22 protein-coding genes, 1 rRNA gene and 1 pseudogene are annotated in these 26,433 nt (G+C 65.4%); 20 read left to right on the forward strand and 4 right to left on the reverse strand.

Annotated features, from left to right (window positions below; translation table 11 throughout):
- The 10 genes from rrf to K225_RS0114025 form a co-directional block, all read left to right on the forward strand.
- Positions 1–89, forward strand: a 5S ribosomal RNA gene (rrf, locus tag K225_RS21480); the annotation flags it as partial.
- 260 nt (positions 90–349) lie between these two features.
- Positions 350–748 carry a MerR family DNA-binding transcriptional regulator gene (locus K225_RS0113985; RefSeq protein WP_026437000.1) on the forward strand — a complete coding sequence of 133 codons (399 nt, stop codon included), beginning with the start codon at positions 350–352 and terminating at the stop codon, positions 746–748.
- A gap of 115 nt (positions 749–863) precedes the next feature.
- On the forward strand, positions 864–1,247 hold the full coding sequence (locus K225_RS0113990) for a PaaI family thioesterase (protein ID WP_202900051.1): 384 nt from the start codon (positions 864–866) through the stop codon (positions 1,245–1,247).
- 36 nt (positions 1,248–1,283) lie between these two features.
- Positions 1,284–2,474, forward strand: a complete 1,191-nt coding sequence (locus K225_RS0113995) for an isovaleryl-CoA dehydrogenase (RefSeq protein WP_026437002.1) — start codon at positions 1,284–1,286, stop codon at positions 2,472–2,474.
- Positions 2,475–2,508: 34 nt separating this feature from the next.
- A complete protein-coding gene (gene can, locus K225_RS0114000) occupies positions 2,509–3,168 on the forward strand; it encodes a carbonate dehydratase (protein WP_026437003.1) in 660 nt (219 codons plus the stop codon).
- Positions 3,169–3,214: 46 nt separating this feature from the next.
- A complete protein-coding gene (gene aceK / locus K225_RS0114005) occupies positions 3,215–5,014 on the forward strand; it encodes a bifunctional isocitrate dehydrogenase kinase/phosphatase (RefSeq protein WP_026437004.1) in 1,800 nt (599 codons plus the stop codon).
- 37 nt (positions 5,015–5,051) lie between these two features.
- Positions 5,052–6,245 carry an acetyl-CoA C-acyltransferase gene (locus K225_RS0114010; protein ID WP_026437005.1) on the forward strand — a complete coding sequence of 398 codons (1,194 nt, stop codon included), beginning with the start codon at positions 5,052–5,054 and terminating at the stop codon, positions 6,243–6,245.
- 110 nt (positions 6,246–6,355) lie between these two features.
- A complete protein-coding gene (locus K225_RS0114015) occupies positions 6,356–7,741 on the forward strand; it encodes a carbohydrate porin (RefSeq protein WP_081679695.1) in 1,386 nt (461 codons plus the stop codon).
- Positions 7,742–8,025: 284 nt separating this feature from the next.
- Complete coding sequence (locus K225_RS0114020) at positions 8,026–8,694, forward strand: SDR family oxidoreductase (RefSeq protein ID WP_026437007.1); 669 nt, start codon at positions 8,026–8,028, stop codon at positions 8,692–8,694.
- A gap of 35 nt (positions 8,695–8,729) precedes the next feature.
- Positions 8,730–9,860 (forward strand): acyl-CoA dehydrogenase family protein, encoded by a 1,131-nt coding sequence (locus K225_RS0114025; RefSeq protein WP_026437008.1) that lies wholly within the window; start codon positions 8,730–8,732, stop codon positions 9,858–9,860.
- An 89-nt stretch (positions 9,861–9,949) separates the two neighbouring features.
- Here the strand turns inward: K225_RS0114025 and K225_RS21780 are convergent.
- A pseudogene (locus K225_RS21780) lies at positions 9,950–10,087 on the reverse strand (YetF domain-containing protein); the annotation flags it as partial.
- Between the two features lie 33 nt (positions 10,088–10,120).
- On the opposite strand from K225_RS21780, the gene K225_RS0114035 reads away from it, so the two are divergent.
- From K225_RS0114035 to K225_RS0114060, 6 genes are all read left to right on the forward strand, one after another.
- Positions 10,121–10,534, forward strand: coding sequence for a YchJ family protein (locus K225_RS0114035; protein WP_026437009.1), 414 nt, complete (start codon positions 10,121–10,123; stop codon positions 10,532–10,534).
- A gap of 49 nt (positions 10,535–10,583) precedes the next feature.
- Complete coding sequence (locus K225_RS20840; protein WP_034712765.1) at positions 10,584–11,294, forward strand: HAD family phosphatase; 711 nt, start codon at positions 10,584–10,586, stop codon at positions 11,292–11,294.
- A gap of 26 nt (positions 11,295–11,320) precedes the next feature.
- Entirely contained in the window at positions 11,321–12,022 is a 702-nt protein-coding gene (locus K225_RS0114045; RefSeq protein ID WP_026437010.1) for a DUF4197 domain-containing protein, read from the forward strand.
- An 11-nt stretch (positions 12,023–12,033) separates the two neighbouring features.
- Complete coding sequence (locus K225_RS0114050; protein WP_026437011.1) at positions 12,034–12,921, forward strand: LysR substrate-binding domain-containing protein; 888 nt, start codon at positions 12,034–12,036, stop codon at positions 12,919–12,921.
- 176 nt (positions 12,922–13,097) lie between these two features.
- Positions 13,098–15,005 carry an aconitase family protein gene (locus K225_RS0114055; RefSeq protein WP_238323239.1) on the forward strand — a complete coding sequence of 636 codons (1,908 nt, stop codon included), beginning with the start codon at positions 13,098–13,100 and terminating at the stop codon, positions 15,003–15,005.
- Between the two features lie 19 nt (positions 15,006–15,024).
- Positions 15,025–15,996, forward strand: a complete 972-nt coding sequence (locus tag K225_RS0114060) for a tripartite tricarboxylate transporter substrate binding protein (RefSeq protein ID WP_026437013.1) — start codon at positions 15,025–15,027, stop codon at positions 15,994–15,996.
- Positions 15,997–16,206: 210 nt separating this feature from the next.
- Here the strand turns inward: K225_RS0114060 and K225_RS0114065 are convergent, their stop codons facing one another.
- A complete protein-coding gene (locus tag K225_RS0114065; protein WP_026437014.1) occupies positions 16,207–17,856 on the reverse strand; it encodes an AMP-binding protein in 1,650 nt (549 codons plus the stop codon).
- A gap of 619 nt (positions 17,857–18,475) precedes the next feature.
- Between K225_RS0114065 and K225_RS0114070 the strand changes: the two genes are divergently transcribed.
- The 3 genes from K225_RS0114070 (at position 18,476) to K225_RS0114080 (ending at position 22,442) form a co-directional block, all read left to right on the forward strand.
- On the forward strand, positions 18,476–19,270 hold the full coding sequence (locus K225_RS0114070) for an SDR family oxidoreductase (protein WP_034712770.1): 795 nt from the start codon (positions 18,476–18,478) through the stop codon (positions 19,268–19,270).
- Between the two features lie 82 nt (positions 19,271–19,352).
- On the forward strand, positions 19,353–21,428 hold the full coding sequence (locus tag K225_RS0114075) for an acetate--CoA ligase family protein (protein ID WP_026437016.1): 2,076 nt from the start codon (positions 19,353–19,355) through the stop codon (positions 21,426–21,428).
- Between the two features lie 60 nt (positions 21,429–21,488).
- Positions 21,489–22,442 (forward strand): tripartite tricarboxylate transporter substrate binding protein, encoded by a 954-nt coding sequence (locus tag K225_RS0114080; protein ID WP_162143895.1) that lies wholly within the window; start codon positions 21,489–21,491, stop codon positions 22,440–22,442.
- 7 nt (positions 22,443–22,449) lie between these two features.
- Here K225_RS0114080 and K225_RS21485 read toward each other — a convergent pair whose 3' ends face one another.
- Together K225_RS21485 and K225_RS20850 are read right to left on the reverse strand one after the other, a co-directional pair.
- Entirely contained in the window at positions 22,450–23,334 is an 885-nt protein-coding gene (locus tag K225_RS21485) for a LysR family transcriptional regulator (RefSeq protein ID WP_026437018.1), read from the reverse strand.
- A 134-nt stretch (positions 23,335–23,468) separates the two neighbouring features.
- Positions 23,469–24,557, reverse strand: coding sequence for an AraC family transcriptional regulator (locus K225_RS20850; RefSeq protein ID WP_051248965.1), 1,089 nt, complete (start codon positions 24,555–24,557; stop codon positions 23,469–23,471).
- Positions 24,558–24,812: 255 nt separating this feature from the next.
- On the opposite strand from K225_RS20850, the gene K225_RS0114095 reads away from it, so the two are divergent.
- Positions 24,813–26,420 carry a carboxyl transferase domain-containing protein gene (locus K225_RS0114095; protein ID WP_026437019.1) on the forward strand — a complete coding sequence of 536 codons (1,608 nt, stop codon included), beginning with the start codon at positions 24,813–24,815 and terminating at the stop codon, positions 26,418–26,420.
- Positions 26,421–26,433 lie beyond the last annotated feature (13 nt).

Consider the following 26,433-nt stretch of genomic DNA (forward strand, 5'->3'; position numbering starts at 1 on the left):
CCACTCCTTCCCATCCCGAACAGGACAGTGAAACGACTTTGCGCCGATGATAGTGCGGGTTCCCGTGTGAAAGTAGGTCATCGTCAGGCTCTTACAGCCCAGTAACGCCCCACTCAGCATTTGAGTGGGGCGTTTCTGCTTTTTGGCGCCCAGTTTTCACTCCCAATACGCACATCGCCGGAGCCGCCTGTCTCGCACCAGTCTTTGCGCTGCGCAGTCTTGTGGCATAGATGGGGACAATTGCGCTACGATTGACGTTTACGTAAACGTTGAAAACATGTTGCACTGAAAGACTGCTTAGTTGCAGGTGGCGATCTTGCGAGAAACTACCGTGCAACACTGCTCTACCATGGCCTCTACCTACACCATTAGCGACCTCGCAAAAGAGTTTGACCTCACAACGCGTGCCATACGCTTTTATGAAGACATGGGCTTGCTGCAGCCTGAGCGCAATGGGCCGGCAGGCCGCAGTCGCGTCTACAGCGCGAGGGATCGCACTCGGCTGCGGTTGACGTTGCGGGCAAAGCGCCTTGGCTTGTCATTGAGCGAGGCCAAGGAGATCATTGACCTCTACGACAGCCCGCGCGATACAGGCGTGCAGTTGCAAAAATTCCTGGATGTGCTCGTGGTGCATCGGCGGCAGCTGGAAGATCAGATGGCTGATCTGCAGGCCAACCTGGAAGAGGTTCGGGAACACGAAAAGGAAGCGCGTGCCCTGCTGCTGAAAACAGAAATGAAAAATGGTTGATAATTAACGTTTACGTAAACGTCAATCAGGAGGCCGTGTGAGCACCCCACCTTTCGATGTCCAGACGCCCACTTACGCGGCGCGGGTGCATGAGAGTTTTGCGCGCCAGGGCGCCATGCAGACGCTCGGAGCGCGCTTGGGGCTGGTTGCTCCCGGTGCTGTGGATATCGAAATGGATTGGGCCGCTGGTCTGACCCAGCAGCACGGATTTCTGCATGCGGGCATGGTCGCCACGGCCCTGGATTCCGCTTGTGGGTATGCCGGATTCACCCTGATGGCAGAAGATGCTGCGGTTCTTACCATCGAGTTCAAGATCAATCTTCTGGCCCCGGCGCGTGGTGAGCGTTTTCGCATGGAGGGGCGGGTGCTCAAGCCGGGGCGCACGATCACCGTTTGCGAGGGGCGTGCCTATGCACTCGAAGGCACGCAAGAGAAGCTGGTGGCCACCATGGCTTGTACCTTGATGGCCATTACAGGCCGCGAAAACATCCGCCACTGAACTGCAACACCATTCCACCATTCCGAGGAGACATTCATGAGCATGCCCGCCGCCATTCCAGGCCTCAATTTCCAGTTGGGAGAAGACATCGACGCATTGCGGGACGCGGTCCGCGATTTCGCGCAGGCGGAAATCGCGCCACGCGCAGCCGAGATCGATCGCAACGATCAGTTCCCTATGGATCTGTGGCGCAAGATGGGTGAACTGGGCGTGCTGGGTATCACCGTGCCCGAGCAATACGGTGGTGCGGCCATGGGTTACCTGGCCCACATGGTGGCCATGGAAGAAATCTCCCGCGCCAGCGCTTCGGTGGGCCTCTCCTACGGCGCGCACAGCAACCTGTGCGTGAACCAGATCAACCGCAATGGCAACGAGGCGCAGAAAACCAAATACCTGCCCAAACTCATCAGCGGCGAACATGTGGGCGCGCTGGCCATGAGTGAGCCTGGCGCGGGCTCCGACGTGATCAGCATGAAGCTCAAGGCCGAGGACAAGGGCGGTTACTACCTGCTCAACGGCAGCAAGATGTGGATCACCAACGGCCCGGACGCCGACACGCTGGTGGTCTACGCCAAGACCGAGCCCGAGATGGGCGCGCGCGGGGTCACGGCATTCCTGATCGAAAAGGGCATGCCTGGTTTCAGCATTGCGCAAAAGCTCGACAAGCTGGGCATGCGCGGCAGCCATACGGGCGAGCTGGTGTTCCACAACGTCGAGGTGCCCGCGGCCAACGTACTGGGGGGCTTGAACATGGGCGCGAAGGTGCTGATGAGCGGGCTGGACTACGAGCGCGCGGTGCTCACCGGCGGCCCCCTGGGCATCATGCAGTCCGTCATGGACAACGTGATCCCCTACATCCACGACCGCAAGCAGTTCGGCCAGAGCATCGGTGAATTCCAGCTCATCCAGGGCAAGGTGGCGGACATGTACACCGTGCTGCAAGCGGGACGCTCGTTTGCCTACACCGTGGCCAAGAACCTCGACATGCTGGGCACCGACCATGTGCGCCAGGTGCGCAAGGATTGCGCCAGCGTGATCCTGTGGTGCGCCGAAAAGGCCACCTGGATGGCGGGCGAGGGTGTGCAGGTGTTTGGTGGCAATGGCTATATCAACGAATATCCGCTGGGCCGCCTGTGGCGCGATGCCAAGCTGTACGAGATCGGTGCCGGCACCAGCGAAATTCGCCGCATGCTGATTGGCCGCGAGCTTTTCGCAGAAACCTGCTGAGTTCCCTTTTTTTCACTCACCTGTCAAGGACAGCATGCCCTCATCCGTCGAAGACCTGTTTGTTCACAACCGCGCCTGGGCCGCCCAGATGGAGCGCGAGCGGCCTGGCTTTTTCACGGGCCTGATGGCCCAGCAAAAGCCCAAATACATGTGGATCGGGTGCTCGGACAGCCGCGTACCTGCCAACCAGATCACAGGCCTGGAGCCCGGTGAAATTTTCGTGCACCGCAACGTGGCCAACGTGGTGGTGCCCACTGACCTGAACTGCCTGTCCACCATCCAGTACGCGGTGGACCAACTGCATGTCGAGCACCTCATGGTGGTGGGGCACTACGGCTGCGGCGGTGTGCTGGCGGCGCTGGAGGGCATGCGCGTGGGCCTGGCCGACAACTGGATCCGCCATGTGCAGGACGTGCGCGATCGCCACCGTGACCTGATTGCCGCCACCGCCCCCGAGTGGCGCCACGATGTGCTGTGCGAACTCAATGCCATCGAGCAGGTGGTCAACATCGCACAGACCACGGTGATGCTGGATGCCTGGGGCCGTGGGCAAAAGGTGACATTGCACGGCTGGTGCTATGGCCTCAAAGACGGGCTCATCAACAACCTGCACATGACCGTCGACAGCACCGAAGGGCTGGATTCGCTCTACAAGGCCGCGATTGCCGGAGTGGCTGCCGTCAAAAGGCAGTAGCCCGGCAACGCCTGTTCGCCTGTACTGCGACGGTCGAGACCCCGCCATGTTTCCGCAACGGCTGGATGCCCCGCAGGCCTATGGCATCGCCAAGGCCATGATGGACGGGTTCAACCGCCATTACCGGCTGTTTCGCACCGAGTCCGCGCGGGCCAAGCACCGCTTTGAAACCGCCGACTGGCACGGCCAGCAGCGGGCGCAGCGCGAGCGCATCGAGTTCTACGACCTGCGCGTGAAGGAGTGCGTGCGCCGGCTCGAAAAGGAATTCGGCGCCGGCGCGCAGCCCATGGACGTGTGGCACCAGATCAAGCTGCATTACATCGGCCTGCTGGTGAACCACCACCAGCCCGAGCTGGCCGAGACCTTCTTCAACTCGGTCACTACCAAGATCCTGCACCGCACCCATTTCCACAACGATTTCATCTTTGTGCGGCCTGCGGTCAGCACCGAATACATCGAAAACGACGAGCCCGCTGCGCGCCCCACCTACCGGGCCTACTACCCCTCGCGCGACAACCTGGTGGACACGCTGCACCGCATCATCGACAACTTCCAGCTCCAGCGGGAGTTTGTGGATCTGGCGCGCGATGCCGGTTGCGTGGTGAACGCGATGCGCGGCCGGCTCGACAAGGTCAGGCTGCGCACCAACTTCCAGATCCAGGTGCTCAGCAGCCTGTTCTACCGCAACAAGGGCGCGTATGTGGTGGGCAAGATCATCAACGGCTTCAACGAGGTGCCGTTTGCGCTGCCCATCCTGCACGACGACAGCGGCAGGCTGTTCATCGACGCTGCGCTGTTTGGTGAAGACGACCTGCAGATGCTGTTCAGCTTCGCGCGCGCTTACTTCATGGTGGACATGGAGGTGCCCAGTGCCTACGTGCAATTCCTGCGCAGCCTCATGCCCAGGAAACCGCGCGCCGAGATCTACAACGCGCTGGGCCTGGCCAAGCAGGGCAAGACGCTGTTCTACCGCGACTTCCTCTACCACCTCCAGCACTCCAGCGACCAGTTCCGCATCGCGCCCGGCATCAAGGGCATGGTGATGCTGGTGTTCGACCTGCCGAGCTTTCCGTATGTGTTCAAGCTCATCAAGGACTACTTCCCGCACCAGAAGGAAACCACGCGCGAGCAGATCAAGGCCAAGTACCTGCTGGTCAAGCAGCACGACCGCGTGGGCCGCATGGCCGACACGCTGGAGTACAGCGAGGTCGCCTTTCCGCGCGACCGGTTTGACGACGCGCTGATCGCCGAGATCGAAAGGTTTGCTCCGAGCCAGCTCGAAATCAGCGACCGTGATGGCGACGGCCAGACCGAGGTCATCATCAAGCACCTCTATATCGAGCGGCGCATGGTTCCGCTCAACCTCTTCCTGCAGGAGGCCTTCGACACCGGCCTGGACGACCCGCGTGCCTACCGGCAGATGGAGCGCAGCGTGATCGAGTACGGCAACGCCATCAAGGACCTGGTGGCCGCCAACATCTTCCCCGGCGACATGCTCTGGAAGAACTTCGGCGTCACGCGCAACGGCAAGGTGGTGTTCTACGACTACGACGAGATCGAATACCTCACCGACTGCAACTTCCGCCGCGTGCCCGCGCCGCGCAACGAAGAGGAAGAGATGAGTGGCGAGGTCTGGTACAGCGTCGGCCCGCACGATGTTTTTCCTGAGACCTTCGGCCCCTTCCTGCTGGGCAACGACGCTGTGCGCGCCGTGTTCATGCGGCACCATGCCGATCTGCTCGACGTGGCTTTCTGGCAGTCGCACAAGGAGCGCATCCAGGCCGGCCATGTGTACGACGTTTTCCCTTACGACCCCGAGCGGCGCTTCCCGCATGCCGCCCATTGACCATCGCGCATTCCCCTCAAACCGAAGGAGCCTTCCCATGTCTGTATCCCACCGAGACCCCATCGTCATCGTCGGCGCCGCGCGCACCCCCATGGGCTCGCTGCAGGGCGATTTTTCCAGCCTGGCCGCACACGACCTCGGTGGCGCCGCCATCAAGGCCGCCATCGAGCGCGCTGGTGTGTCGCCCGACCAGGTGGGCGAAGTGCTGTTCGGCAACTGCCTGATGGCAGGCCAGGGCCAGGCGCCCGCGCGCCAGGCGGCGTTCAAGGGGGGGCTGCCCAAGGAGGCGGGCGCCGTCACTTTGAGCAAGATGTGCGGCTCGGGCATGAAGGCCGCGATGTTCGCGCACGACATGCTGCTGGCCGGCACGCACGACGTCATGGTGGCGGGCGGCATGGAAAGCATGACCAACGCCCCCTACCTGCTGCAAAAGGGCCGCGGCGGCTACCGCCTGGGCCACGACCGCATCTTCGACCACATGATGCTCGACGGCCTGGAAGACGCTTACGAGCCCGGCCGCTCGATGGGCACCTTTGGCGAAGACTGCGCCGCCAAGTACCAGTTCACGCGCGCGCAGCAGGACGCCTTTGCCACGGCCAGCGTGCAGCGCGCCAAGGCCGCCACCGAGTCGGGCGCGTTCGCGGCCGAGATCGTGCCTGTCACCGTCAAGACCCGCGCGGGCGAGACCGTGGTCTCGGTGGACGAAGGGCCGGCGAAGGTCAAGCTCGACAAGATCGCCACGCTCAAGCCCGCCTTCAAGAAGGACGGCACCATCACCGCGGCCTCCAGCTCCAGCATCAACGACGGCGCCGCCGCGCTGGTGATGATGCGCGAGTCCACCGCGAAGAAACTCGGCTGCAAGCCCCTGGCCCGCATCGTGAGCCACGCCACGCACGCACAGGAGCCCGAGTGGTTCGCTACCGCCCCCCTGGGTGCCACGCAGAAGGCGCTGGCCAAGGCCGGCTGGGCCGTGGGCGACGTGCAGCTGTGGGAAATCAACGAAGCCTTTGCCGTGGTGCCCATGGCGCTCATGAAGGAGCTGGATCTGCCGCACGACAAGGTCAATGTGAATGGCGGCGCCTGCGCGCTGGGCCACCCCATTGGCGCCAGCGGCGCGCGCATCATGGTCACGCTGGTGTATGCGCTCAAGGCGCGCGGCCTCACCAAGGGCCTGGCCACGCTGTGCATTGGTGGCGGCGAGGCCACGGCCGTTGCCCTGGAGCTGATCTGATCTCCCGAAAACACAGCTGCTGGCGCTTGCTGTAAAAGCGCTTGCGGCTATTTTCTGTGGGAAGGCTGCCATTGTCAGGGCGTCATGGGCCGGCGCTACACTCGCGCGCCATGATGTCCAGACTTCTGCCGGCCCGGCGCCACGCTCGTTCCATGCCGCTGGCAGCCACGGTGGCGCTGCTGCTGGTGGCCGCCGCGCCCTGGCGCGTGGCGGCACAAGCCGTGGAGGCGCCTGCGGCCCCACCCCCCGTGGCGTGGCACGCGCAAGCCACCTGGGCCTGGCAGGCCAAGCCGGCCTTTGCTGCGCCCTACACCGGCCCCAACAGCCTGGTTCCGGGTCGGGAAAAGTCCTACTCGTTCACGACCACCGGCGATCTGGGCGTGCGCCTTTGGCAGGGGGCCGAGGCCCACTTCAACCCCGAAGCTGCGCAGGGCGTGCCGCTGTCGCACCTGGCGGGTGCCGGGGGGCTGTCCAACGGCGAACTGGCCCGTACCTCGGGAGCGAACCTGTCGGTGTACCGGGCGCGCATGTTCGTGCAGCAGCGCTGGGCGACCGGTGGTGACGCCGAAACCATCCCCGCCGATTTCAACGAACTGGGCGGAGCATCGCGCACGAGTCGCTGGACGGTGCGCGCAGGGGCTTTCTCGCTGCTCGACTACTTTGACAACAATCCTTACGCCAAAGACCCGCGAGAGCAGTTCTTCAACTGGTCTTTCCTCACGCATGGCGCCTGGGACTACGCTGCGGATGCCCGGGGTTACTCGGTGGGGGCCATGATCGAATACCGCACCAGCACCTGGGCCGTGCGCGCCGCCCGCATGGAGTTGCCGCGCGAATCCAACGGTCTGGCACTCGACAGCCATTGGCGCCAGCACTACGGAGACCAGCTGGAGGTGGAGTCCGATCTGCCGGTGTTGCTGCCTGCCGGCCCATTGCGCGCCCGCCTGCTGCTGTACCGGAACCGGGCGGTGATGGGGCGCTTTGACGATGCCCTCGCCCTGGGGGGGACGCCGGATGTGGCATGGGTGCGCCGTGCGCAAAGCAAGACCGGCTGGGGGGTGACGCTGGAGGCGCCCCTGGGCGAGGAGGCCGGCCTGTTCCTGCGTGCCAGCCGCAACAATGGCCAGTCTGAAACCTATGCATTTACCGAGATAGACCAGCAGCTGTCGCTGGGGGGGCAGTTCACCGGCGCCGCGTGGGGCCGCAGCAAGGACCGCTGGGGCGTGGCCTGGGCGGCCAATGGCCTGTCGCGCCCGCACCGCAGCTATCTGGCGGCGGGCGGCCAGGGCTTCTTTCTGGGCGATGGCCGGCTCAACTATGGCCCCGAGCAGGTGCTCGAAGCCTATTACCGCTGGACCTTGCCGGATGTGGTTACTTCGGCCGGCACGCTGCGGTCGGCATTCTCGCTGGGGGCGCAGCACCTGGTCCACCCCGGCTACAACCGCGACCGGGGGCCGGTACAGGTTTACTCGCTGCGCTGGCACAGCGAGTTCTGACATCGGGCCCCACCGCCGGGTTGGGCCTGATAATTGACGTTCACGTCAATGCGGGGCTCCCGCAGCCCCTTGAACACGATCCCGGAGACACCACAGATGCTGTTGAACCGAGCACAGGAAGTGATCCGCCACGCCATGCGCGCCATCGCCCAGGACCCCTCTGGCCCCGTGCCGCTCGGGGACTGGGCGAGGCGTGATGGGATGGAACTCATTGCATCGCCTTGGATGGCTTTTAACGCTGGATCGGCAAGCGCTAGCCCCTGTTTTGCTCAAATCTCTGAACCATGAAATCCATACTCATCATCGGCGCATCGCGCGGCATTGGACTGGAGCTGGTGCGTCAATACGCCGAGGCGGGCCGCCGCGTGATTGCCACCGTGCGCGACGACGCCGGCCGCGAGCGCGTACAGGCCCTGGGCGCCGAGGCGCTCACTGTGGATGTGGCCAACCCTGCCAGCGTGAGCGGGTTGGCCTGGCAGCTCGATGGCGAGAAGATCGAGACCGCCTGGTATGTGGCAGGCGTGATCCGCCGCCCGAACGCACTCACGCCCCCCACGCAGCAGGACTTTGATGCCGTCATGCACATCAATGTGCTGGGCGCCATGCAGGCTATTCCGCAAGTGGCGCCGCTGGTGGCCGAGGCGCAGGGCGTGTTTGCGTTCCTGTCCTCGTCCATGTCACAGATCGGCAGCGTGCCGGGCAGCGACTCGTGGCTCTACCGCACCAGCAAGGCCGCGCTGAACATGGCAGTGGCGGCGGCCCAGCACAGCTACCCGCAGGCGACGCTCATCACCATCGACCCCGGCTGGGTGCAGACCGACATGGGCGGTGCGGGCGCTGCCCTGACCGTGCAAGACAGTGTGCGCGGCCTGCGCGCCACCGTGGCCGGTGTCACTGCCGCCGACAAGGGGCGCCTGCTGCACCACGACGGCCGCCGCGCCGCGCACTGGTAAATTTCTCTGAACAACGACCTCTGGAGACATCCCTCATGCTGCTGACCCAAGACCAGGAAATGATCCGCGACGCCGTGCGCGACTTTGCCCAGACCGAACTCTGGCCCCACGCCGCTCGCTGGGACAAGGAGCACCACTTTCCCAAGGAAGCGCACCGGGGCCTGGCCGCGCTGGGCGCCTACGGCATTTGCGTTCCGGAGGAGCTTGGCGGCGCCAACCTGGACTATGTCACGCTTGCCCTGGTGCTCGAAGAAATCGCCGCGGGCGACGGTGGCACCAGCACCGCCATCTCGGTGACCAACTGCCCCGTCAACGCCATCCTCATGCGCTACGGCAACGCCCGGCAAAAGCGCGACTGGCTTACGCCGCTGGCGCAGGGCCAGATGCTCGGAGCGTTCTGCCTGACCGAGCCGCATGTGGGCTCCGACGCGTCCGCGCTGCGCACCACGGCGGTGAAGGAGGGTGACGAGTACGTGATCAACGGCGTCAAGCAGTTCATCACCAGCGGCCAAAACGGCCATGTCGCCATCGTCATCGCCGTGACCGACAAGGGCGCGGGCAAGAAGGGCATGAGCGCCTTCCTCGTGCCCACCAGCAACCCCGGCTATGTGGTGGCGCGGCTCGAAGACAAGCTGGGCCAGCATTCCAGCGACACGGCGCAGATCAACTTCGACAACTGCCGCATCCCGGCCGAGAACCTCATCGGCGCCGAGGGCGAGGGCTACAAGATCGCGCTCGGTGCCCTGGAGGGCGGCCGCATCGGCATCGCCGCGCAGAGCGTGGGCATGGCGCGCAGCGCGTTCGATGCAGCGCTGGCGTACTCGAAGGAGCGCGAAAGCTTCGGCCAGCCCATCTTCCAGCACCAGGCCGTGGGCTTTCGCCTGGCCGACTGCGCCACGCAGATCGAGGCCGCGCGCCAGCTCATCTGGCACGCCGCCGCGCTGCGCGACGCGGGCCGACCCTGCCTCAAGGAAGCCGCCATGGCCAAGCTCTTCGCCAGCGAGATGGCCGAGCGCGTGTGCAGCGCCGCCATCCAGACGCTGGGCGGCTACGGCGTGGTCAATGACTTCCCGGTGGAGCGCATCTACCGCGACGTGCGCGTGTGCCAGATCTACGAGGGCACGAGCGACGTGCAGAAAATCATCATCCAGCGCGCACTGGCCTGATGGTTGGCAAAAATTTGCTGCCAAATAAATAGCTGCAGGTGCTTTATGGACAAGCGCCAGAGCCGACAATCACCTGATTCCTGCCGGTATCACCCCCGGCGCTTGAGCACCACCGTGATCTGCCCGTGGGGCTCGATGGTGGCGCGCTCCACCTCGTGCGCGTCCAGGCAACCACCCGCGCGCAGGGCGGCTTCCACATCGGTGGGGGTCAGCAGCTCCTTGCGCATCCGCGCCTCGTTTCTTGTCCGCACAGCAACGCCATGCCCCAGCTTTCGAACACCTTGCCATGTCCCTGCGGCGCCCTGTCGCACCGCCGCACCCCGCTGGCCTATACCGACTGCTGCGGCCGCTATGTGGAGCATTTCGATGCCACGCCCGCGCCCGACGCCGAGCGGCTGATGCGCTCGCGCTACAGCGCCTTCGTGCGGGAGCGGGGCGACTACCTGCTGGCCACCTGGCACGCCAGCCAGCGCCCGGCCACGCTTGCGTTCGAACCCGGGGCGCACTGGCTGGGCCTGGAAGTGCGCAGCCACCGCGTGCTGGACGCCGACCACGCCGAGGTCGAGTTTGTGGCCCGCTACCGCGTGGCCGGGCGCGCCGTGCGCCTGCATGAAAAGAGCCGTTTCGTGCGCGAAGCCGGGCGCTGGTACTACGTGGATGGCGACAGCCGCTGATTCCCAACCAAAATGGCCTGAAACCACTATCCGTAAAGTGCCTGAAGCGATGAAATTCGAAGCAATCTTGTTCGACTGCGATGGTGTGCTGGTGGACAGCGAGCCCATCACCAACGGCGTGCTCTGCACCATGCTCAACGAGGCCGGCTGGGCCATCAGCCCCGAAGAGTGCATGCAGGTCTTCATCGGCAAGACGGTGCGCAGCGAGGCCGCGCGCATAGCGGCGCACACCGGCCGCCCGCTCACCGACGCCTGGATGGCCGCGTTCTACGCGCGCCGCAACGCCCGGCTGGAGGCCGAGCTGCAGGCCATTGAAGGCGCGGTGGAGGCGGTGCGTGCCGTCCATGCGCGGCTGCAGGGGCGCATCGCCTGCGCCTCGGGCGCGGATCGCTTCAAGGTCGAGATGCAGCTGGACAAGGTGGGCCTGGCGCCGTACTTTGCCGGCCGCATCTTCAGCGGCCACGAAATGCCGGCCACCAAACCCGCGCCCGATGTGTACCTGGCCGCGGCCGCCGCCGTGGGGGTGCCGCCCGCACGCTGCCTGGTGGTCGAAGACACGGTGACCGGCGTCGCTGCCGGCGTGGCTGCGGGCGCCACGGTGGTGGGCTACAGCCCGTCGCCCGTGGGCCACGGCTCGCCCGCGGCGCTGCGCGCAGCCGGCGCCGTGCATGTGATGGCCGACATGGGCGAGCTGCCGGCGCTGCTGGACGGGGGCGCCTTGCATGGCCTGGCGCAGACGCGGCACACTGGGGCCGCTTGAACGTTTTCACTTCCAAGGAGCATTCCATGCAGCGACGACAATTCCAGACTTCCGGCCTGGCCGCCCTGATCCTGCTGGCTACCACGCGGGCGCAGGCGCAGGCGCTGTCGCTCGGTGATCTGAGCAATGCCGACGCCAGCAGCGGCGTCAAGGCTGCGCTGGAACAGGGCGCGCTGGCAGCCGTGGGCCTGCTGGGCCAGTCGGGCGGGTTCCTGAACAACCCCAAGGTGCGCATCCCGCTGCCGGGCTACCTGGAAGACGCCGCCAGGCTGATGAAGAAATTCGGCCAGGGCAAGCGCATCGAAGAGCTGGAGACATCGATCAACCGCGCCGCCGAGGCCGCCGTGCCCTTGGGCAAGGACCTGCTGGTCGGCGCCGTGCGCAGCATGACGGTGACCGACGCCAAGAACATCCTGACCGGTGGCGACACCTCGGTGACGCAGTTCTTTTCTGAAAAGACCCGCGCCCCGCTGGGCCAGAAGTTTCTGCCCGTGGTCACCCAGGCCACGCAGAAAGTGGGCCTGGCCCAGCAGTACAACGCTTTCGCCGGCAAGGCGGCGGGCTTTGGGCTGGTGAAGAAGGAAGACGCGACCATAGAGCAGTACGTGACCGGCAAGACGCTGGATGGCCTGTTCCTGGTGATTGGCGAGGAGGAGCAGAAGCTGCGCCAGAACCCGGCCGCGGCGGGCAGCGCCATTCTGAAGAAGGTGTTTGGGGCGCTGAAGTAGGCCCTGGTTCGATGAACCGCCGCATTGATGCCTACAGCCTGCGCCTGTTCGCCGCTGCGGCGCAGGAGGGCTCCATCGTGCGCGCGGCGGCGCGCGAGCACATTGCACCCTCGGCGCTGAGCCGCCGGTTGGCGGACCTGGAACATGCGTTTGGCACCCCGCTGCTGGTGCGCTCCCCCCGTGGCGTGGTGCTGACGGACGCGGGTCAGCTGGTGTTCGGGCGCGGGCTGCAAATCGACCGCGAGCTGCAGCAGCTGGCGCGCGAGGTGCAGTCGCTCGGCGGGCGCGTGGCGGGCAATGTGCGCGTGTGGGCCAACATGTCGGCCGTGGTGGGTTTTCTGCCCGAGCGCCTCCAGGCCCTGCTGGCGCAGTACCCCGATGTGCGGGTGTCGTTGCACGAGCAGGACACGCCCGAGGTGGTGCGCGCCTGTCTGGACGACCGTGCTGACATCGGCCTGGGGGTGCACACCGAGGTGCCGCAGAGCATCGAGCGCTGGCATTTCGCCAGCGACCCGCTGCTGGTGGTGCTGCCGCGCGGGCATGCGCTGGCGCGCAGGCGGGCTGTGCGCTTTGCCGAGGCCATGGCCTACCCCTTGATCGGCGTGCGCAGCGGCGGCTCGCTGGACCGCTTTGTCCATGCACAGGCTTTTGCCGCGGGCCAGCCCCTGCAGATGGCGGTGTCGGTCAGCAGTTTTGATGCGGTGTGTCGCATGGTCGAGGCGGGCATGGGCATTGCGATCATTCCGCACAGCGCCGCGGCCGCCTACGCCGGAAGCCGCCGTTTCGTGCGCCGTCCGCTGGACGAGCCCTGGGCTGCGCGCGAGCTGTGCATCTACGCGCCGCGCAAGACGCCCCGGCTGCGCTCGGTGCAGGCCGTCATCGAGGCGTGGCGCGGTTGATGCCGCCGTGCGCACGGTGAGGGTTTCCAGGGATCACGCAAAACGCGCGACCCCCTGTGCCGCAATGGAGCTTGGCAGCGGGGCCTTGGGCTGCCCATCATGCGGCCATGTCCCATGAAGAACCATCGATCCGCCTGAGCGGCCCCATCCTGTATTTGTGCGCCTCGGCCGAGCGCATGGCGCGCCAGATGGCGGGCGAGCGCCTGTCGCTGGTGGATACCGGGGCCTTGCGCGACGACGTGTCGACCGACGAGATCACGCCGCTGCCCATCCTGACGCACTACGACGACGCGCTGGGCCGCTACCCCTACACCGGCTTCCAGGCCGGCGGCAGCCTGCCGGTGCGTGCCAACGCCATCCGCGAAGGCGGCTTCAGCGTGGTGGTGGCGGGCAAGCGCTATGGCAAGGGCTCGTCGCGAGAGCACAGCCCCGCAGCGGAAAAGCTGGCGGGCGTGCGCCTGGTGATCGCCGAGAGCTTTGAGCGCATCTACCGCCAGAATGCCGACAACATTGGGCTGTTCACATCCACCGACTTCAGCCTCGTCGGGCGCATCGAGCGTGGCGAGGCCATCGCCATCCGGGATCTGGTGCAGGGGCGCGATGCGTTGGCGGCCGCCATCTTGAAGAGCGGCGGCCTGCTGCCATTCGGCCAGCGCTGGATGCGCGACGTGGCGCTGGCACCTGCGCTGGTGGGCGGTGCGCCGCGCACGCTGTTCGAAAAAATCATTGCACGCCATGCCCTGCGCACCGCGCTGACCGAGCCGCACCCCGCGCCGGGTGCCGGCGCGTTTGTGCGCGCCGACTGGCGCTTCATCCACGAGTACTACACCGGCATGGCCGCGCACATGCTGCACGCCACCTTCGGCGAACCGCTGGTGCTGCACGCCCCCGAGTCCGTGGTGGTGTTTGAGGACCACACCTCCTATGTGAAGGAAAGCCCCGCGCATGTGCGCGCCGGGCTAGTGCCCAATGTGCAGCGCATGGTCGAGGCGCAGCGGGCTTTCGCCATGCGCTACGGCCTGCGCACGCACCGCACGCTGACCGAGGACGAGGCCGCACGCGGCGATGGTGACCAGAGCGCAGGCATCTCGCACGCCATGGTGGCCGAGCATTACGCGCTGCCCGGGCAGGTGGTGGTGGGCACCGATTCGCACACGCCGCACAGCGGCGCGCTGGGCTGCGTGGCATTCGGCGTGGGCACGACCGACATGGCCAATGCCTTCGTCACGGGCGCCGTGCGGCTCACCGTGCCGCAGTCCCTGCAGGTGGTGCTGGACGGTTGCCCGGCGCCCGGCGTCACGGCCAAGGACATCGTGCTGCACCTGCTGGCGCAGCCCTACATCCGCGAGGGAGGTGGGCTGGGCAAGGTGTTCGAGTTTTGCGGCACGGCCATTGCCCACCTGGCCACCGACGAGCGCGCCACGCTGACCAACATGGTGGCCGAGATGGGGGGCTTCACCGGCATCGTGGCGCCCGACGCGGAAACCGTGCGCTTCCTGCGTGAGCGGCGGGGCGTTGATTTTGTGATCGAGCCCTGGATGCACAGCGATGCGGGCGCGCTGCATGTCCATACTCTGCGCATCGACTGTGCCGCCGTGCCGCCCATGGTGGCCACCCCGGGCGACCCCGGCAACGGCCTGCCGCTGGCCAGCCTGCGAGCGCGTTTGCGCATCGACATTGCCTACGGCGGCTCGTGCACCGCCGGCAAGCGCGAGGATTTCGTGCATTACCACGCCGTGCTGCGCTGGGCCGCCGACCGCGGACTGAAGGTGGCCCCGGGAGTGGAGCTGTTCCTGCAGTTTGGCACCACGGCGGTGCGCGACCATTGCATCGCCGCGGGTTACATGGACGCTTTCGAGAAGGTCGGTGCGCGCATGCTGCAGCCCTCCTGCGGCGCCTGTGGCAACTGCGGCCCGGGGGGCTCGGTGCGCAAGGAGCAGGTGACGGTGAGCGCCATCAACCGCAACTTCCCCGGCCGTGGCGGCCCGGGCCAGGTGTGGCTGGCCAGCCCGCCCACGGTGGCCGCCAGCGCCATCGCCGGTGAGCTGCTGTCCTTTGCCGATCTGCAGGCCAGGCATCCATGAACAACGACAGGAGACAACAATGAACGCATTGATTCTTCAGGGCCGGCGGGCCGTCCTGGCCGCCGCGCTGGCGGCAGCCATGCCCTGGGCGCAGGCCCAGTCCGACAAGCCCGTGCGCCTGATCGTGCCGCTGACCACGGGCTCCACCGTGGACACGCTGGCGCGGGCGCTGGGCCAGCCCCTGGCGCGGGCACTTGGCCAGCCCGTGGTGGTGGACAACCTCGTGGGTGCCGGCGGCGTGTCGGGAACCACCCAGCTGGTGCGTGCGCCCAAGGACGGCAACACGCTGGCGCTGGTGTCGTCCAACCACGTTATCAACCCGGCGATCTACAAGACGATGCCCTTCGATTCGCTCAAGGACATCACGCCGATCACGGTGGTCGGCACAGTCCCTCTGGTGCTGGTGGCGACGAACACCCTGCCCGTCAAAAACCTGCGGGAGTTGGTGGCCTATGCCAAGACCCATCCGGGGCAGGTGGACTATGGTTCGGCGGGCAATGGCAGCGTGCTGCACCTGGCGGCCGAATTGCTGAAAAGCGAAGGCGGCATCTTCCTGACCCACATACCCTACCGCGGCACCGGGCCGCTGACAACCGACCTGATCGGCGGGCAGATCCAGCTGGCCTTTCTGTCGGTCACGGCGGCGGCGCCACATGTCAAGGCCGGCAAGCTGCGGGCGCTGGGTGTGTCCACCACGCAGCGCTCCACGGTGCTGCCCGATGTGCCCACGCTGGCCGAGTCGGGCTTGCCGAACTACAGCTTCGATGCCTGGCTGGCGCTGATCGGGCCGGCGGGGCTGTCCAAGCCCCTGGTGCAAAAGCTCTACCAGGATGTGCGCACCACGCTGGCGCTGAAAGAGGTGCAGGACATTCTGGCCGCCCAGGGCATTGCACCCGTGGATATGTCGCCGGAAAAGACCGAGCCATTCTTCAAGACCGAACTGGCCAAGCACGGTGCCCTGGTGCAAAAGGCCGGTGCGGTGAAAGACTGAGCGTGGCACGCATCGCGTTCCTGCCCGGAGAGGGCATCGGCCCCGAGGTGATGGCCCAGGCGCAGCGTGTGCTGGAGGCCTTGCGCGGCGCGGGTTCGCATTCGAGGCGCTGGTCGGTGCGGTGGGCGATCCGTGCCACGACCACCTGCCGTGCGCGGCCGAGGTGGAGTGCTGACTGCGTTGGGAGCTCTCTTTTTTGATACGCAGCGCTCACCCCACCGGCCGCTTCTTGCGCGCGCACAGGTCCACCATGCCGGCGAGCGTGCGCGGGTCGCTGCCGGCTGGGAAGATGCGGTGCTTCTGTATCTTCTGCGTGCCGGTGGTGGGGATCTCGTCGGCAAACGACCACCAGCCCGGCGCCTTGTAGTAAGCCAGCTCGCGCAGGCAGAAATCCTGCAGGGTGCGCGCCGCGTCGCCGTGCGCCACGTCCGCCGCCGCAGCGGGGTCGAGTACCACGCAGGCCAGCACTTCCTCTTCGCGCACGGCATCGGGCACGGCCAGCACGGCCGCCTGGTGCACCAGCGGGTGGGTGAGCAAGAGCGCCTCGACCTCGGCGGCGGCAATGTTCTCGCCCGAGCGGCGGATGATGTTCTTGCGCCGGTCCATGAAGCGCAGCATGCCGCTGGCGTCGCGCGTGACGATGTCACCGGTGTGGAACCAGCCGCCACGCCAGGCGGCCTCGGTGGCCTCGGGGTCGTCCAGGTAGCCGCTGAAGAAGTCCTTGCGCGGCGTGGCGGCGCTGTGGCGCACCCACATTTCGCCGGGCTGGCCGTCGGCCACCTCGACGCCTGCTTCGTCCACCACGCAGACTTCCAGTCCGGGCTCGGCGCGGCCAAAGGCGCGCGTGCCCACCTGGCGCGGTGCGTGGTGGTCGGAGATGACGCGCACGATCTCGGTCATGCCCCACAGCTCGACCAGTGGCAGGCCAAAGCGCTCTTCGAACAGCGCGTGCAGCTGCGGCTCCACACCGGCGCCGTAGCCAAAGCGCACGCGGTGCGCGCGCTCCAGCGGGCTGGCCGGCTGGGCCAGCAGCATGGGCACGACCACGCCCAGGTAATGCACGATGGTGGCGCGGCTCTCGCACACCTCCTGCCACCAGCGCGAGGGGGCAAAGCGGTCGGTCTGCACCTGGCAGCCGCCGGTCAGCAGCATGCAGTAGAACGACAGGATGGAGGCGTTCACATGGAACAGCGGCAGCGGGTTGTACAGCCGCTCCTGGCCTTCGCGGATGGCCGCCATGCCGCCCCGGCGCGCATACCAGTCGCCGGCCGCCAGCTCATAGCGGTGCGACAGCACGCAGCCCTTGGGCTGGCCGGTGGTGCCCGAGGTGTAGAGGATGCTGGCGGGCGTGTCGGCCTGGGGGGCGCCGGGCTGTGCGGGCCGTGCTGGCGCCGGCAGCGCAACCGTCTCGCTTTCCATATCCCCCGCCGTGGCCACGGGCGGCTGGTGGCGCGCCTCGGCCAGCGCGGCCTGCACGGCGGGCAGGCGCGTGGGCAGCGCCAGGACCAGGTCCACGCGCGCATGGTCGATCAGATAGGCCAGCTCGCGCGGGCGGTAGTCGGGGTTGATGGGCACCACGCACACCCCCAGGCTGTTCAGCGCCAGCTTGTGCAGCATGTGCTCGGGCCGGCTCTCCAGAAACAGGGCGACGCGGTGGCCCAGGCCGTAGCCGGCGGCGCGGTAGCGCTGCACGAGGCCCTGCACCTGCGCGGCCGCTTCGGCATAGCTGATTTCGCGGCCCTGCGGGTCGTAGCTGCGCGCCGGGTTGGCGGGCACGGCCAGCAGGCTGCTCGGGCCGTAGGCGGCAGCGGCGCGCAGGAAAGCGTCGGCGATGGTGGTGTGGTCGTCGATGGAGATCATGGCGTGGGATTTCTGTGGCAATCAGGATCAGATGTCGTACGCGGGCGGGGGCTGACGCGGTGGTGGGCGTGGAGCATGGCGGCGGATTCGCTCGGGCAAGCTGGGTGTTGTTCTTGGCAGATGCGTCTGTGGCGGATTGTGACCAATCTCTGGAGCCGCCCAATCGCCCGATTCCGCTCCAAGCCTTGGCGCAGTGGTCTTTGCGGGCGGTCTGCTGCGCTGCGGCGATTGCCAAGAGCGGAGCTATTGGCGCCGCACACCGCGCCTTGCATCCCATCGCGCAAAGACCGCTGCGCGACCCCTGGGAGATCGTCAACAGGCTCAAGCACGCCTTGGCGCAGTGGCGAGATGGGATTGGGGTCGAAGGGACCATCATTGCGCCCATGCCGAGGAACAAGGCCGATTGCCCCATTTACCAACAGAAACAGGGGCACGGTGTTGACTCTGCTCCAGGGCCTTCGCGGCGGACACCGCGCGATCGGTTGAGGTCATTGATTCTGCGCAGGCGATTGCCCCCTGGGTCTGGTGATTCAATTTTTGAATCACGGTCTGCGCAACGTTAGATCACCCCGGGCGGGCGGGTCTCTAGAGTCAGAGCCATTACAGCGCATGGATGGCTATGACGACCTCGAGTGTTTTCAAGGATGATGTTCTGCAGGACCGCGTCGCGATCATCACGGGCGGAAGCTCGGGACTCGGATTCGGCATGGCGGCCGCTTATCAGGCGCTCGGTGCGCATGTGGTGCTGGTCGGCAGGGATGCCGAGAAGCTGGCCCACGCCAAGGCCGAACTCGAACCGCACGGCAATGGGGTACTTGCCTTTGCCTCCGACGTGCGGAGCTACGAAGGCACGACGGCCCTCGTTGATCAGGTCATGCAGCAGTTCGGCCGCATCGATGTCCTGATCAACAACGCCGCCGGCAACTTCCATTGCCCATTTGAAGCGCTCTCCCCCAATGGCTGGCGCGCAGTCGTGGATATCGACCTCCATGGAACCTTCAACTTCTGCCATGCCAGCCTGACCGGCCTCCAGCAGTCGAAATGGGGAGGCCGCGTGATCAATATCTCGCTCGCCCAGGCAGCCTCGGGTTGGCCCGGAAGCGCGCATGCGGCCTCGGCCAAGGCAGGCGTCACCGCGCTGACCAGGTCCCTGGCGGTGGAGTGGGGGCCATACGCCATCCGGGTCAACAACATCCTGCCCGGCCCCATCGCCAACACGGAAGGCGTGAAGCGCCTGTATGAAGACCGTGGCCAGGCGCAGAAGGAGCTTGACCGGCTCTGCCTGGACTCGTTCGGGCATACCGATGACATTGCCAATGCCGCCGTCTATCTGGCGTCCGAGGCCGGCAATTTCATCACCGGCTGCGACCTCTCGGTAGACGGCGGTCGCTGGCTCAAGCGGGCCTGGGTCTGAATCACGGGTTCGAGTCGCATGTCAAAAGGGTTCGCAAACAATGCATTTCCTTGAGCCTGTTCTCAACCCGAGAAGCGTTGCCGTGGTCGGCGCCTCCCCCAAGACAGGGTCGTTTGGCGGAGCAGTTGTCCGCAACCTCGTCAAGCATTTCCAGGGCGAGGTCTATCCCGTCAATCCGCAGTACGCCAGCGGTGGCATCGAAGGCAGGCGCTGCTTCGCCTCGCTATGCGAATTGCCTCAGGTGCCGGATTGCCTTGGCATTGCGGTGTCGGCGGACCTGGTGCCCGGAGTTCTCGAAGACGCAGCGAAGGCGGGCATCAAGAACGCCATCGTCTTCTCCTCAGGCTTCTCCGACCTGGGCAACGACATGGGCCGTGCCAAGCAAGCTCGGCTGGTCGAGCAGGCGCAGGCATTGGGTATTCGGCTGCTGGGTCCCAATTGCACCGGTGTCGTCAATGTGCACACCGGTGCGGCGTGCAACATCTTGCCCAGCATCGTTGATCTGCCCATGGTCCGCGGCGATGTGGCCGTCATTGGCCAAAGCGGCGCTCTGGGCTACGTGGTGCTGCAAGCCATGCATCGCGGAGTGGGATTCAGCAAATTGATCTCGACAGGAAACTCCTGTGACGTGGATCTGGCAGACCTGATCAACTATCTGATCGAGGATGGGGCAACCAAGGCGATAGCCTTGCTGTTCGAGAGCATTCCGGACGGCCAGCGCTTTGCCGCCGCCCTGCACAATGCCTTCATCGCCGGCAAGCCGGTAGTCGTTTACAAAATTGGGACGAGCACATCGGGTCAACGCGCCGCGCTTTCGCATTCGGGGATGCTGGCTGGAGACCAGGCCGCCTATGAGGCAGTTTTCTACCGGGCCGGCGCGATCCAGGTTCACGCATTCGAAGCGCTGCTGGAGACGGCCGTGTTCTTTGCGCGCCATGGCCATCAGGAACCCCAGGGGGATGGGATAGGCATCATTTCCGGGTCGGGCGGATCTGTCGTGATGGCGGCGGACAAGGCTGACGCTTACCAACTGAAACTGCCGGCCCCTCTGGAAAAGACCCGGCGGGAGCTTGCTGCCCGGCTACCTTCGTTCGCAGCCATTGCCAATCCAGCGGACGTGACGGCTGAATCGATCAGAGATCCATCGATGTACCAGGAATGTGTCCAGATCTTTGCCCAAGACCCGCAGTTCTCCAGCGTCATCGTCCTGATGCCATCTGCCCATGGACAGGCGGCGATTGGTCGCGCCCAAGCCCTGGTGGACCTCGCACGGCGAATCGAAACTCCGTTGTCGCTGGTATGGATGAATGAGTGGTACGAAGGGGTGGGATCTGGCGTGTACGACCGCAGCGACTCGCTGGCGGTGTTCCGCTCATTGGACCGATGCATGCACGCACACCGCGCGTGGGCGGATTACCACCAGCGCCGCCAATCCCTGGGCGCTGAGCGCCAGCAGGAGGTGCTGGACGGGTTCGCGGTGCCTGCAATTCGCCCTCAGGAGGGAAGCAAAACACTGTCGGAACGCGAAGCCAAGGGCATTCTGGGTCAACTCGGTTTCCCGGTCAGCGAGGATATCTGCGTGGGCTCCGCAGCCAGCGCCGTCGAAGCCGCAGAGGCCATTGGATACCCTGTGGTGATCAAGGTCGATGCAGCACAGATCCCCCACAAGACGGACGTGGGTGGCGTCAAGCTCAACCTGAAAGACGCCCGGGCGGTCGAGCAGGCCTGCAGGGAAATCGAGGCCGCATGCCGATCGCTGTTGCCGCAAGGCCAAGCCCTGAAGTTCTCGGTGCAGCCCATGGTGCAGCCGGGAACCGAAATGATCATCGGCGCCCGCCTGGACCCTCAGTTCGGCCCCATGGTCGTGTACGGCTTTGGCGGGGTGTGGGTGGAAGTGCTGAAGGATGTAGCGGTCAGCCAGGCACCCGTGGGTCGCAATGAGGTGCTTGAAAAGCTTGCCAAGCTGCAACTCTACCCCCTGCTGACAGGCGTTCGCGGAGCGATGGCGCGTGACATCGAGGCGTTCGCAGACATGGTGGTCAAGGTCTCCCGCACCATTGCAGCCAACGCCCACTGGATCAGCGAGATCGATGTGAACCCAGTCATCCTCCATGACCGCGGTGGAGTGGCCGTTGATGCATTAATGGCCGTCCATTGATTCGACCCCAAAAAACCAGGAGACAACACGATGAAAACAGCACGGCGTTCCCTACTCTGCATGGCACTCTGTGGGGCGGTGGCCCCACTGATGCCGCTGCCGGCAACCGCCCAGACCGTGAACTGGCCGACCAAGGCCGTGCGGATTGTGGTGCCCTTTCCGCCCGGGGGCGCCATCGACGCCATGATCCGCGCAATGGCCCCCAACCTGACGGAATCTCTGGGGCAGGCCGTCATCATCGAGAACAAGCCAGGTGCCGGGGGTGTTCTGGGCACCGAGTCCGTATTGCGCGCCAACGATGGGCACACGCTGCTCATGACGGCGATGGGCCATACGCTTTATCCCGAGTTGAACGCAGGCCTCAAATTCGATCCACTGGATGACTTCAAGCCCATTGCTTCCATTGGCGTGGTGCCGAACGTGGTGGTGGTTCCTGCAGATTCGCCCTTCAACAATCTGGGCGATCTGATTCGCTATGCCAAGAGGCATCCGGGCAAGCTCACGTATGGGAGCGCGGGCAATGGAACGTCCCTGCATTTGACGGCAGCATTGTTCATGCACCAGGCCGGCATCGATGTGCAACATGTGCCCTACAAGGGCTCGGCGCCAGCTGTCACAGACCTGATTGCAGGCCGCATCGACATGATGTTTGACAGCTCCACTTCGGCCAGCTCTTTCATCGCTGCCAAGAGGTTGAAAGCTCTCGCAGTCGCTGCGACCGAAGCATCCCCGCTGCTGCCGGGCGTCCCGACGATTGCCCAAAGCGGCGTGCCGGAATACAAGATCCGGTGGTGGTATGGCTTGCTGGCGCCCGCCAGCTTGAACGATGCGGCCATCGATCGTGTCAATGACGCCGTGCAAAAAGCCTGGGCCGACCCCGAACTCATCCAGCGCTTTGCCAGCATCCGGGTTGAACCGCTCAAAATGACGCGCAAGGAGTTTTCGTCCATGGTGAAAGCCGATCGCGGTTTCTGGAAGCAACGCATTCCTGAACTGGGCATCCAGCCCAGCTGAACCGCCATCAATCATCTCGCGTCGCACAGGCAATCAAATCATGCAGGCTCCTCGCTTTATCTCCTTCTCGATGCAGGAGGTAAAGCGGCATGGTGACAGGCTCCGCTTCCAGGAGCACGGGCCGGTACACCAGATTCGGGGTGACCATGTTTTGCAGCGACGCGGCGACCAGTGCGATGCCCGAGGACAGCGAGGCCATGAACGCCGCACTTTGCATATCTGCGGCTTCAGCTTGAACCTCCGGGATGAACCCGGCTTTCTTGCAAAGCTCTATCAGCTGGTCCGCCACACTCGGTGAAAATCGACCGGTGTAAATGATGAGCGGAAATGGCGAGAGATCCTTGACTTCAAGCTGGCTGCGAGTGGCGAGAGGATGATCGGAGTTCAATGCCGCTGCTATGGGCTCATTGATCAAACGTATGGCGGATATGCCTTGCGCATGGGTGAGGGATCGCACGACTGCCACGTCTATTTTTCCTTCCAGCAGCATGCTCACCTGCGAACTCTTGTCCGCGGAGATCAGGTCAAAGCCATACTCTGGAAAGCGCCGCTGGAATTTCGCCAGCACGGCAGAGAATATTCCCAGCATGACGCTCGGGGTGGTGGCGATCCGCAGCTTCGCCGTTTGGGGGCGCACAGTATTTCTGGCGGCGCGCACACCACTGGCCAGGTGACGCATGCCTTGCTCGACTTCGAGCAAGAATGCTTTTCCGGCCACAGTCAACTCAACACAGGTGGGCTTGCGGGCGAGCAGCTCCACGCCAAGCTCCTCTTCAAGCAGCCGTATCTGTCGACTGACAGGGGGCTGGGAACGGTGAATGGTCTCTGCACCTCTGCCGAAGTGACCGGCTTTCGCCACCGCAATAAAACACTCGATTTGGCTTAGCTTCATTGTCTATTTCCCACTTCGGCCCAGCTCCATGGCAAATGCGGGTCGACCGGCAGGGTGGGTCGGCCTCGAGATTGCCAAAGGCTCTGCACTATGCATGTGACGACTGAGTATCAGTGCACCTGTCCCGTATCCCCCTATACCCGCACCAGCCTCCGAAACTCCGCTGGCGATTGCCCCGTCCAGGCCCGAAACGCCCGGATAAAACTCTTCTCGTTCACAAACCCCGCCGCCTCGGCCACCTGTTTGATGGGGCGCTGGGTGCGGTGCAGCAGTTCTACCGCGCGGGTTCGGCGCACCTCATCCTTCAGGCCCTGCAGCGTGGCGCCTTCTTCCTTGAGCTGGCGGTGCAGCGTGCGGGGCGACACATGCAGGAGGTGGGCCAGGGTGTCAGCGCTGTGCTGGGGCAGGGCGGTGGCGGCGTGCGCGCCCGGCACACTCTGCGGCGCCCCCAGCAGCTGGCGCACGCGCTGCACCAGCAGGCGGTCGCGCCGGTATTGCAGCACCGTCAGCGGCAGGGCGTGCTGCAGCATCTGGCGCAGGGCCGCCTCATCGCGTCGCAGGGGCAGGGCCAGGTAGCGGGCGTCGAAGGTGACGGCCGTGGGTGCTGCGCTGAAAGTGACGGGCGCGCGGAACAGCACGCCATACGCCTCGGCATGCGCGGGCGCCGCAAACGCCAACTGCGCCGACAGCAGCGGAATGCGCGAATCCACCAGCCAGCACGACAGGCCCAGTGCGTTGCGCAGCATGGACACCAGGCAGAACTCGCGCAGCGGCCCCAGGTCGCGGGCTTCGGTGATGGCCAGGGTGGCGGTATCGCCCTCGGTGCCCAGTTGCAGCGCAATATCGTCGGTCAGCAGCCCATGGTGCCGGCACCATCGGGCCAGTGCCACCTGCAGCGTGGGGGCGCTGATGGACGCGCGCGCCAGCATGCCGTAGCTGCCCCAGGGCAGGCGGCGGCTGAACCAGCCCAGGGCCTCGTCGTCGAGCTCCTGCATGGCGGTGTCCGACACCTGCTCCATCTGCCAGGCAGTGATGCGGGCGTGGTCGTCTTCCAGAAGCTGCGGCGCAATCTGTGCCTGGTCCAGGGCGCGGGCGGGGCTCAGGCCACGGCGTTCGTAAGCCAGCGCAATTGCGCGCACGAACGCAATGGGGGTAGCGGCCGGGGCGCTGGCGACAGCGAACGGCTTCTGCCGGGAGTCTGCGGTAGGGTCAAGGGATTTCACGCCGCAAAGTGTGCCGCATTCGTGGCACGATTTGCAACCTTTGTGGCAACCCGGCGCGGTGCCAGGCTTCTATGCTTGCGGGGCGCTACCCACTGTTTGCGGCGGTGTGCAATCCGGAAAGCAGAATAACCGCCAGCCTGTTGGCGCCGGGGGCACGATGGCGGTGACAGACAGGATGCGAAAGTTCAAGATACGTATCGCCATGGGTGCCGCCCGGCAAGACCCATGGATGGAGCGCAACCAGAGCACCACAGCATGACCATTCTCGACACCCAACTCAACGCCCGCTCGGCCGATTTTCTGGCCAATGCCACCGCCATGCGAACGCTGGTCGATGACCTGCGCGTCCAGCTCGACAAGGTCGCCCAGGGTGGCGGTGACGCCGCGCGCGCCAAGCATGTGGCCCGGGGCAAGCTGCTGCCGCGCGAGCGTGTGCAGATGCTGCTGGACCCCGGCACGCCGTTCCTCGAACTGGCGCCGCTGGCCGCGCTGAACATGTACAACAACGACGCCCCCGGCGCCGGCCTGATCGCGGGCATCGGCCGCGTGAGTGGCGTCGATTGCATGATCGTGTGCAACGACGCCACGGTGAAGGGCGGCACCTACTACCCGCTCACCGTCAAGAAGCACCTGCGCGCGCAGGAAGTGGCGCAGCAGAACCGCCTGCCCTGCATCTACCTGGTGGATTCGGGCGGCGCCAACCTGCCCAACCAGGACGAGGTCTTCCCGGATCGCGACCACTTCGGCCGCATCTTCTTCAACCAGGCCAACATGAGTGCCCTGGGCATCTCGCAGATTGCCGTGGTCATGGGCAGCTGCACGGCCGGCGGTGCCTATGTGCCGGCCATGAGCGACGAGTCCATCATCGTCAAGAACCAGGGCACCATCTTCCTGGGCGGCCCGCCGCTGGTGAAAGCCGCCACGGGCGAGGTGGTGAGCGCCGAAGACCTGGGTGGCGGCGACGTGCACACGCGCCTGTCGGGTGTGGCCGACCATCTGGCGCAGAACGACATGCATGCACTGCAGCTGGCGCGCAACGCAGTGCAAAACTTGAATAAGAACAAGGTTCCAGCACCTGCCGATAAAGCACCAGTGGCGCCTGTATTTGCAGCAGAAGAACTGTATGGCGTGATCCCCGTGGACACGCGCAAGCCCTTCGATGTCCGCGAGATCATTGCCCGCATCGTGGACGGCAGCGAGTTCGACGAGTTCAAGGCGCGCTACGGCACCACGCTGGTCACGGGCTTTGCGCGCATCGAAGGCATGGCGGTCGGCATCATCGCCAACAACGGCATCCTGTTCAGCGAGTCAGCCCTGAAGGCCACGCACTTCATCGAACTGTGCTGCCAGCGCAAGATCCCGCTGGTGTTTTTGCAGAACATCACCGGCTTCATGGTCGGCCGCAAGTACGAGAACGAAGGCATCGCCCGCAATGGCGCCAAGATGGTCACCGCCGTGGCCACGGCCAGCGTGCCCAAGTTCACCATCATCATCGGCGGCAGTTTCGGCGCGGGCAACTACGGCATGTGCGGCCGGGCGTACTCGCCCCGCTTCCTCTGGATGTGGCCCAACGCGCGCATCAGCGTGATGGGTGGCGAGCAGGCGGCCGGCGTGCTGGCCACCGTCAAGCGTGATGGCATCGAGGGCAAGGGTGGCCAGTGGAGCATGGAGGAAGAAGAAGCCTTCAAGGCCCCCATCCGCCGCCAGTACGAAGACCAGGGCCATCCCTACTACGCCACGGCCCGCCTGTGGGACGACGGCGTGATCGACCCGGCCGACACGCGCCGTGTGCTGGCGCTGGGCCTGGCCGCCACGCGCAATGCGCCGATCGAGGATACGAAGTTCGGCCTGTTCCGCATGTAAGCCGGAGGCAATA

This window comes from Acidovorax sp. JHL-9 (genome assembly GCF_000426205.1).
Taxonomy (GTDB): Bacteria; Pseudomonadota; Gammaproteobacteria; order Burkholderiales; family Burkholderiaceae_C; genus Acidovorax; species Acidovorax soli.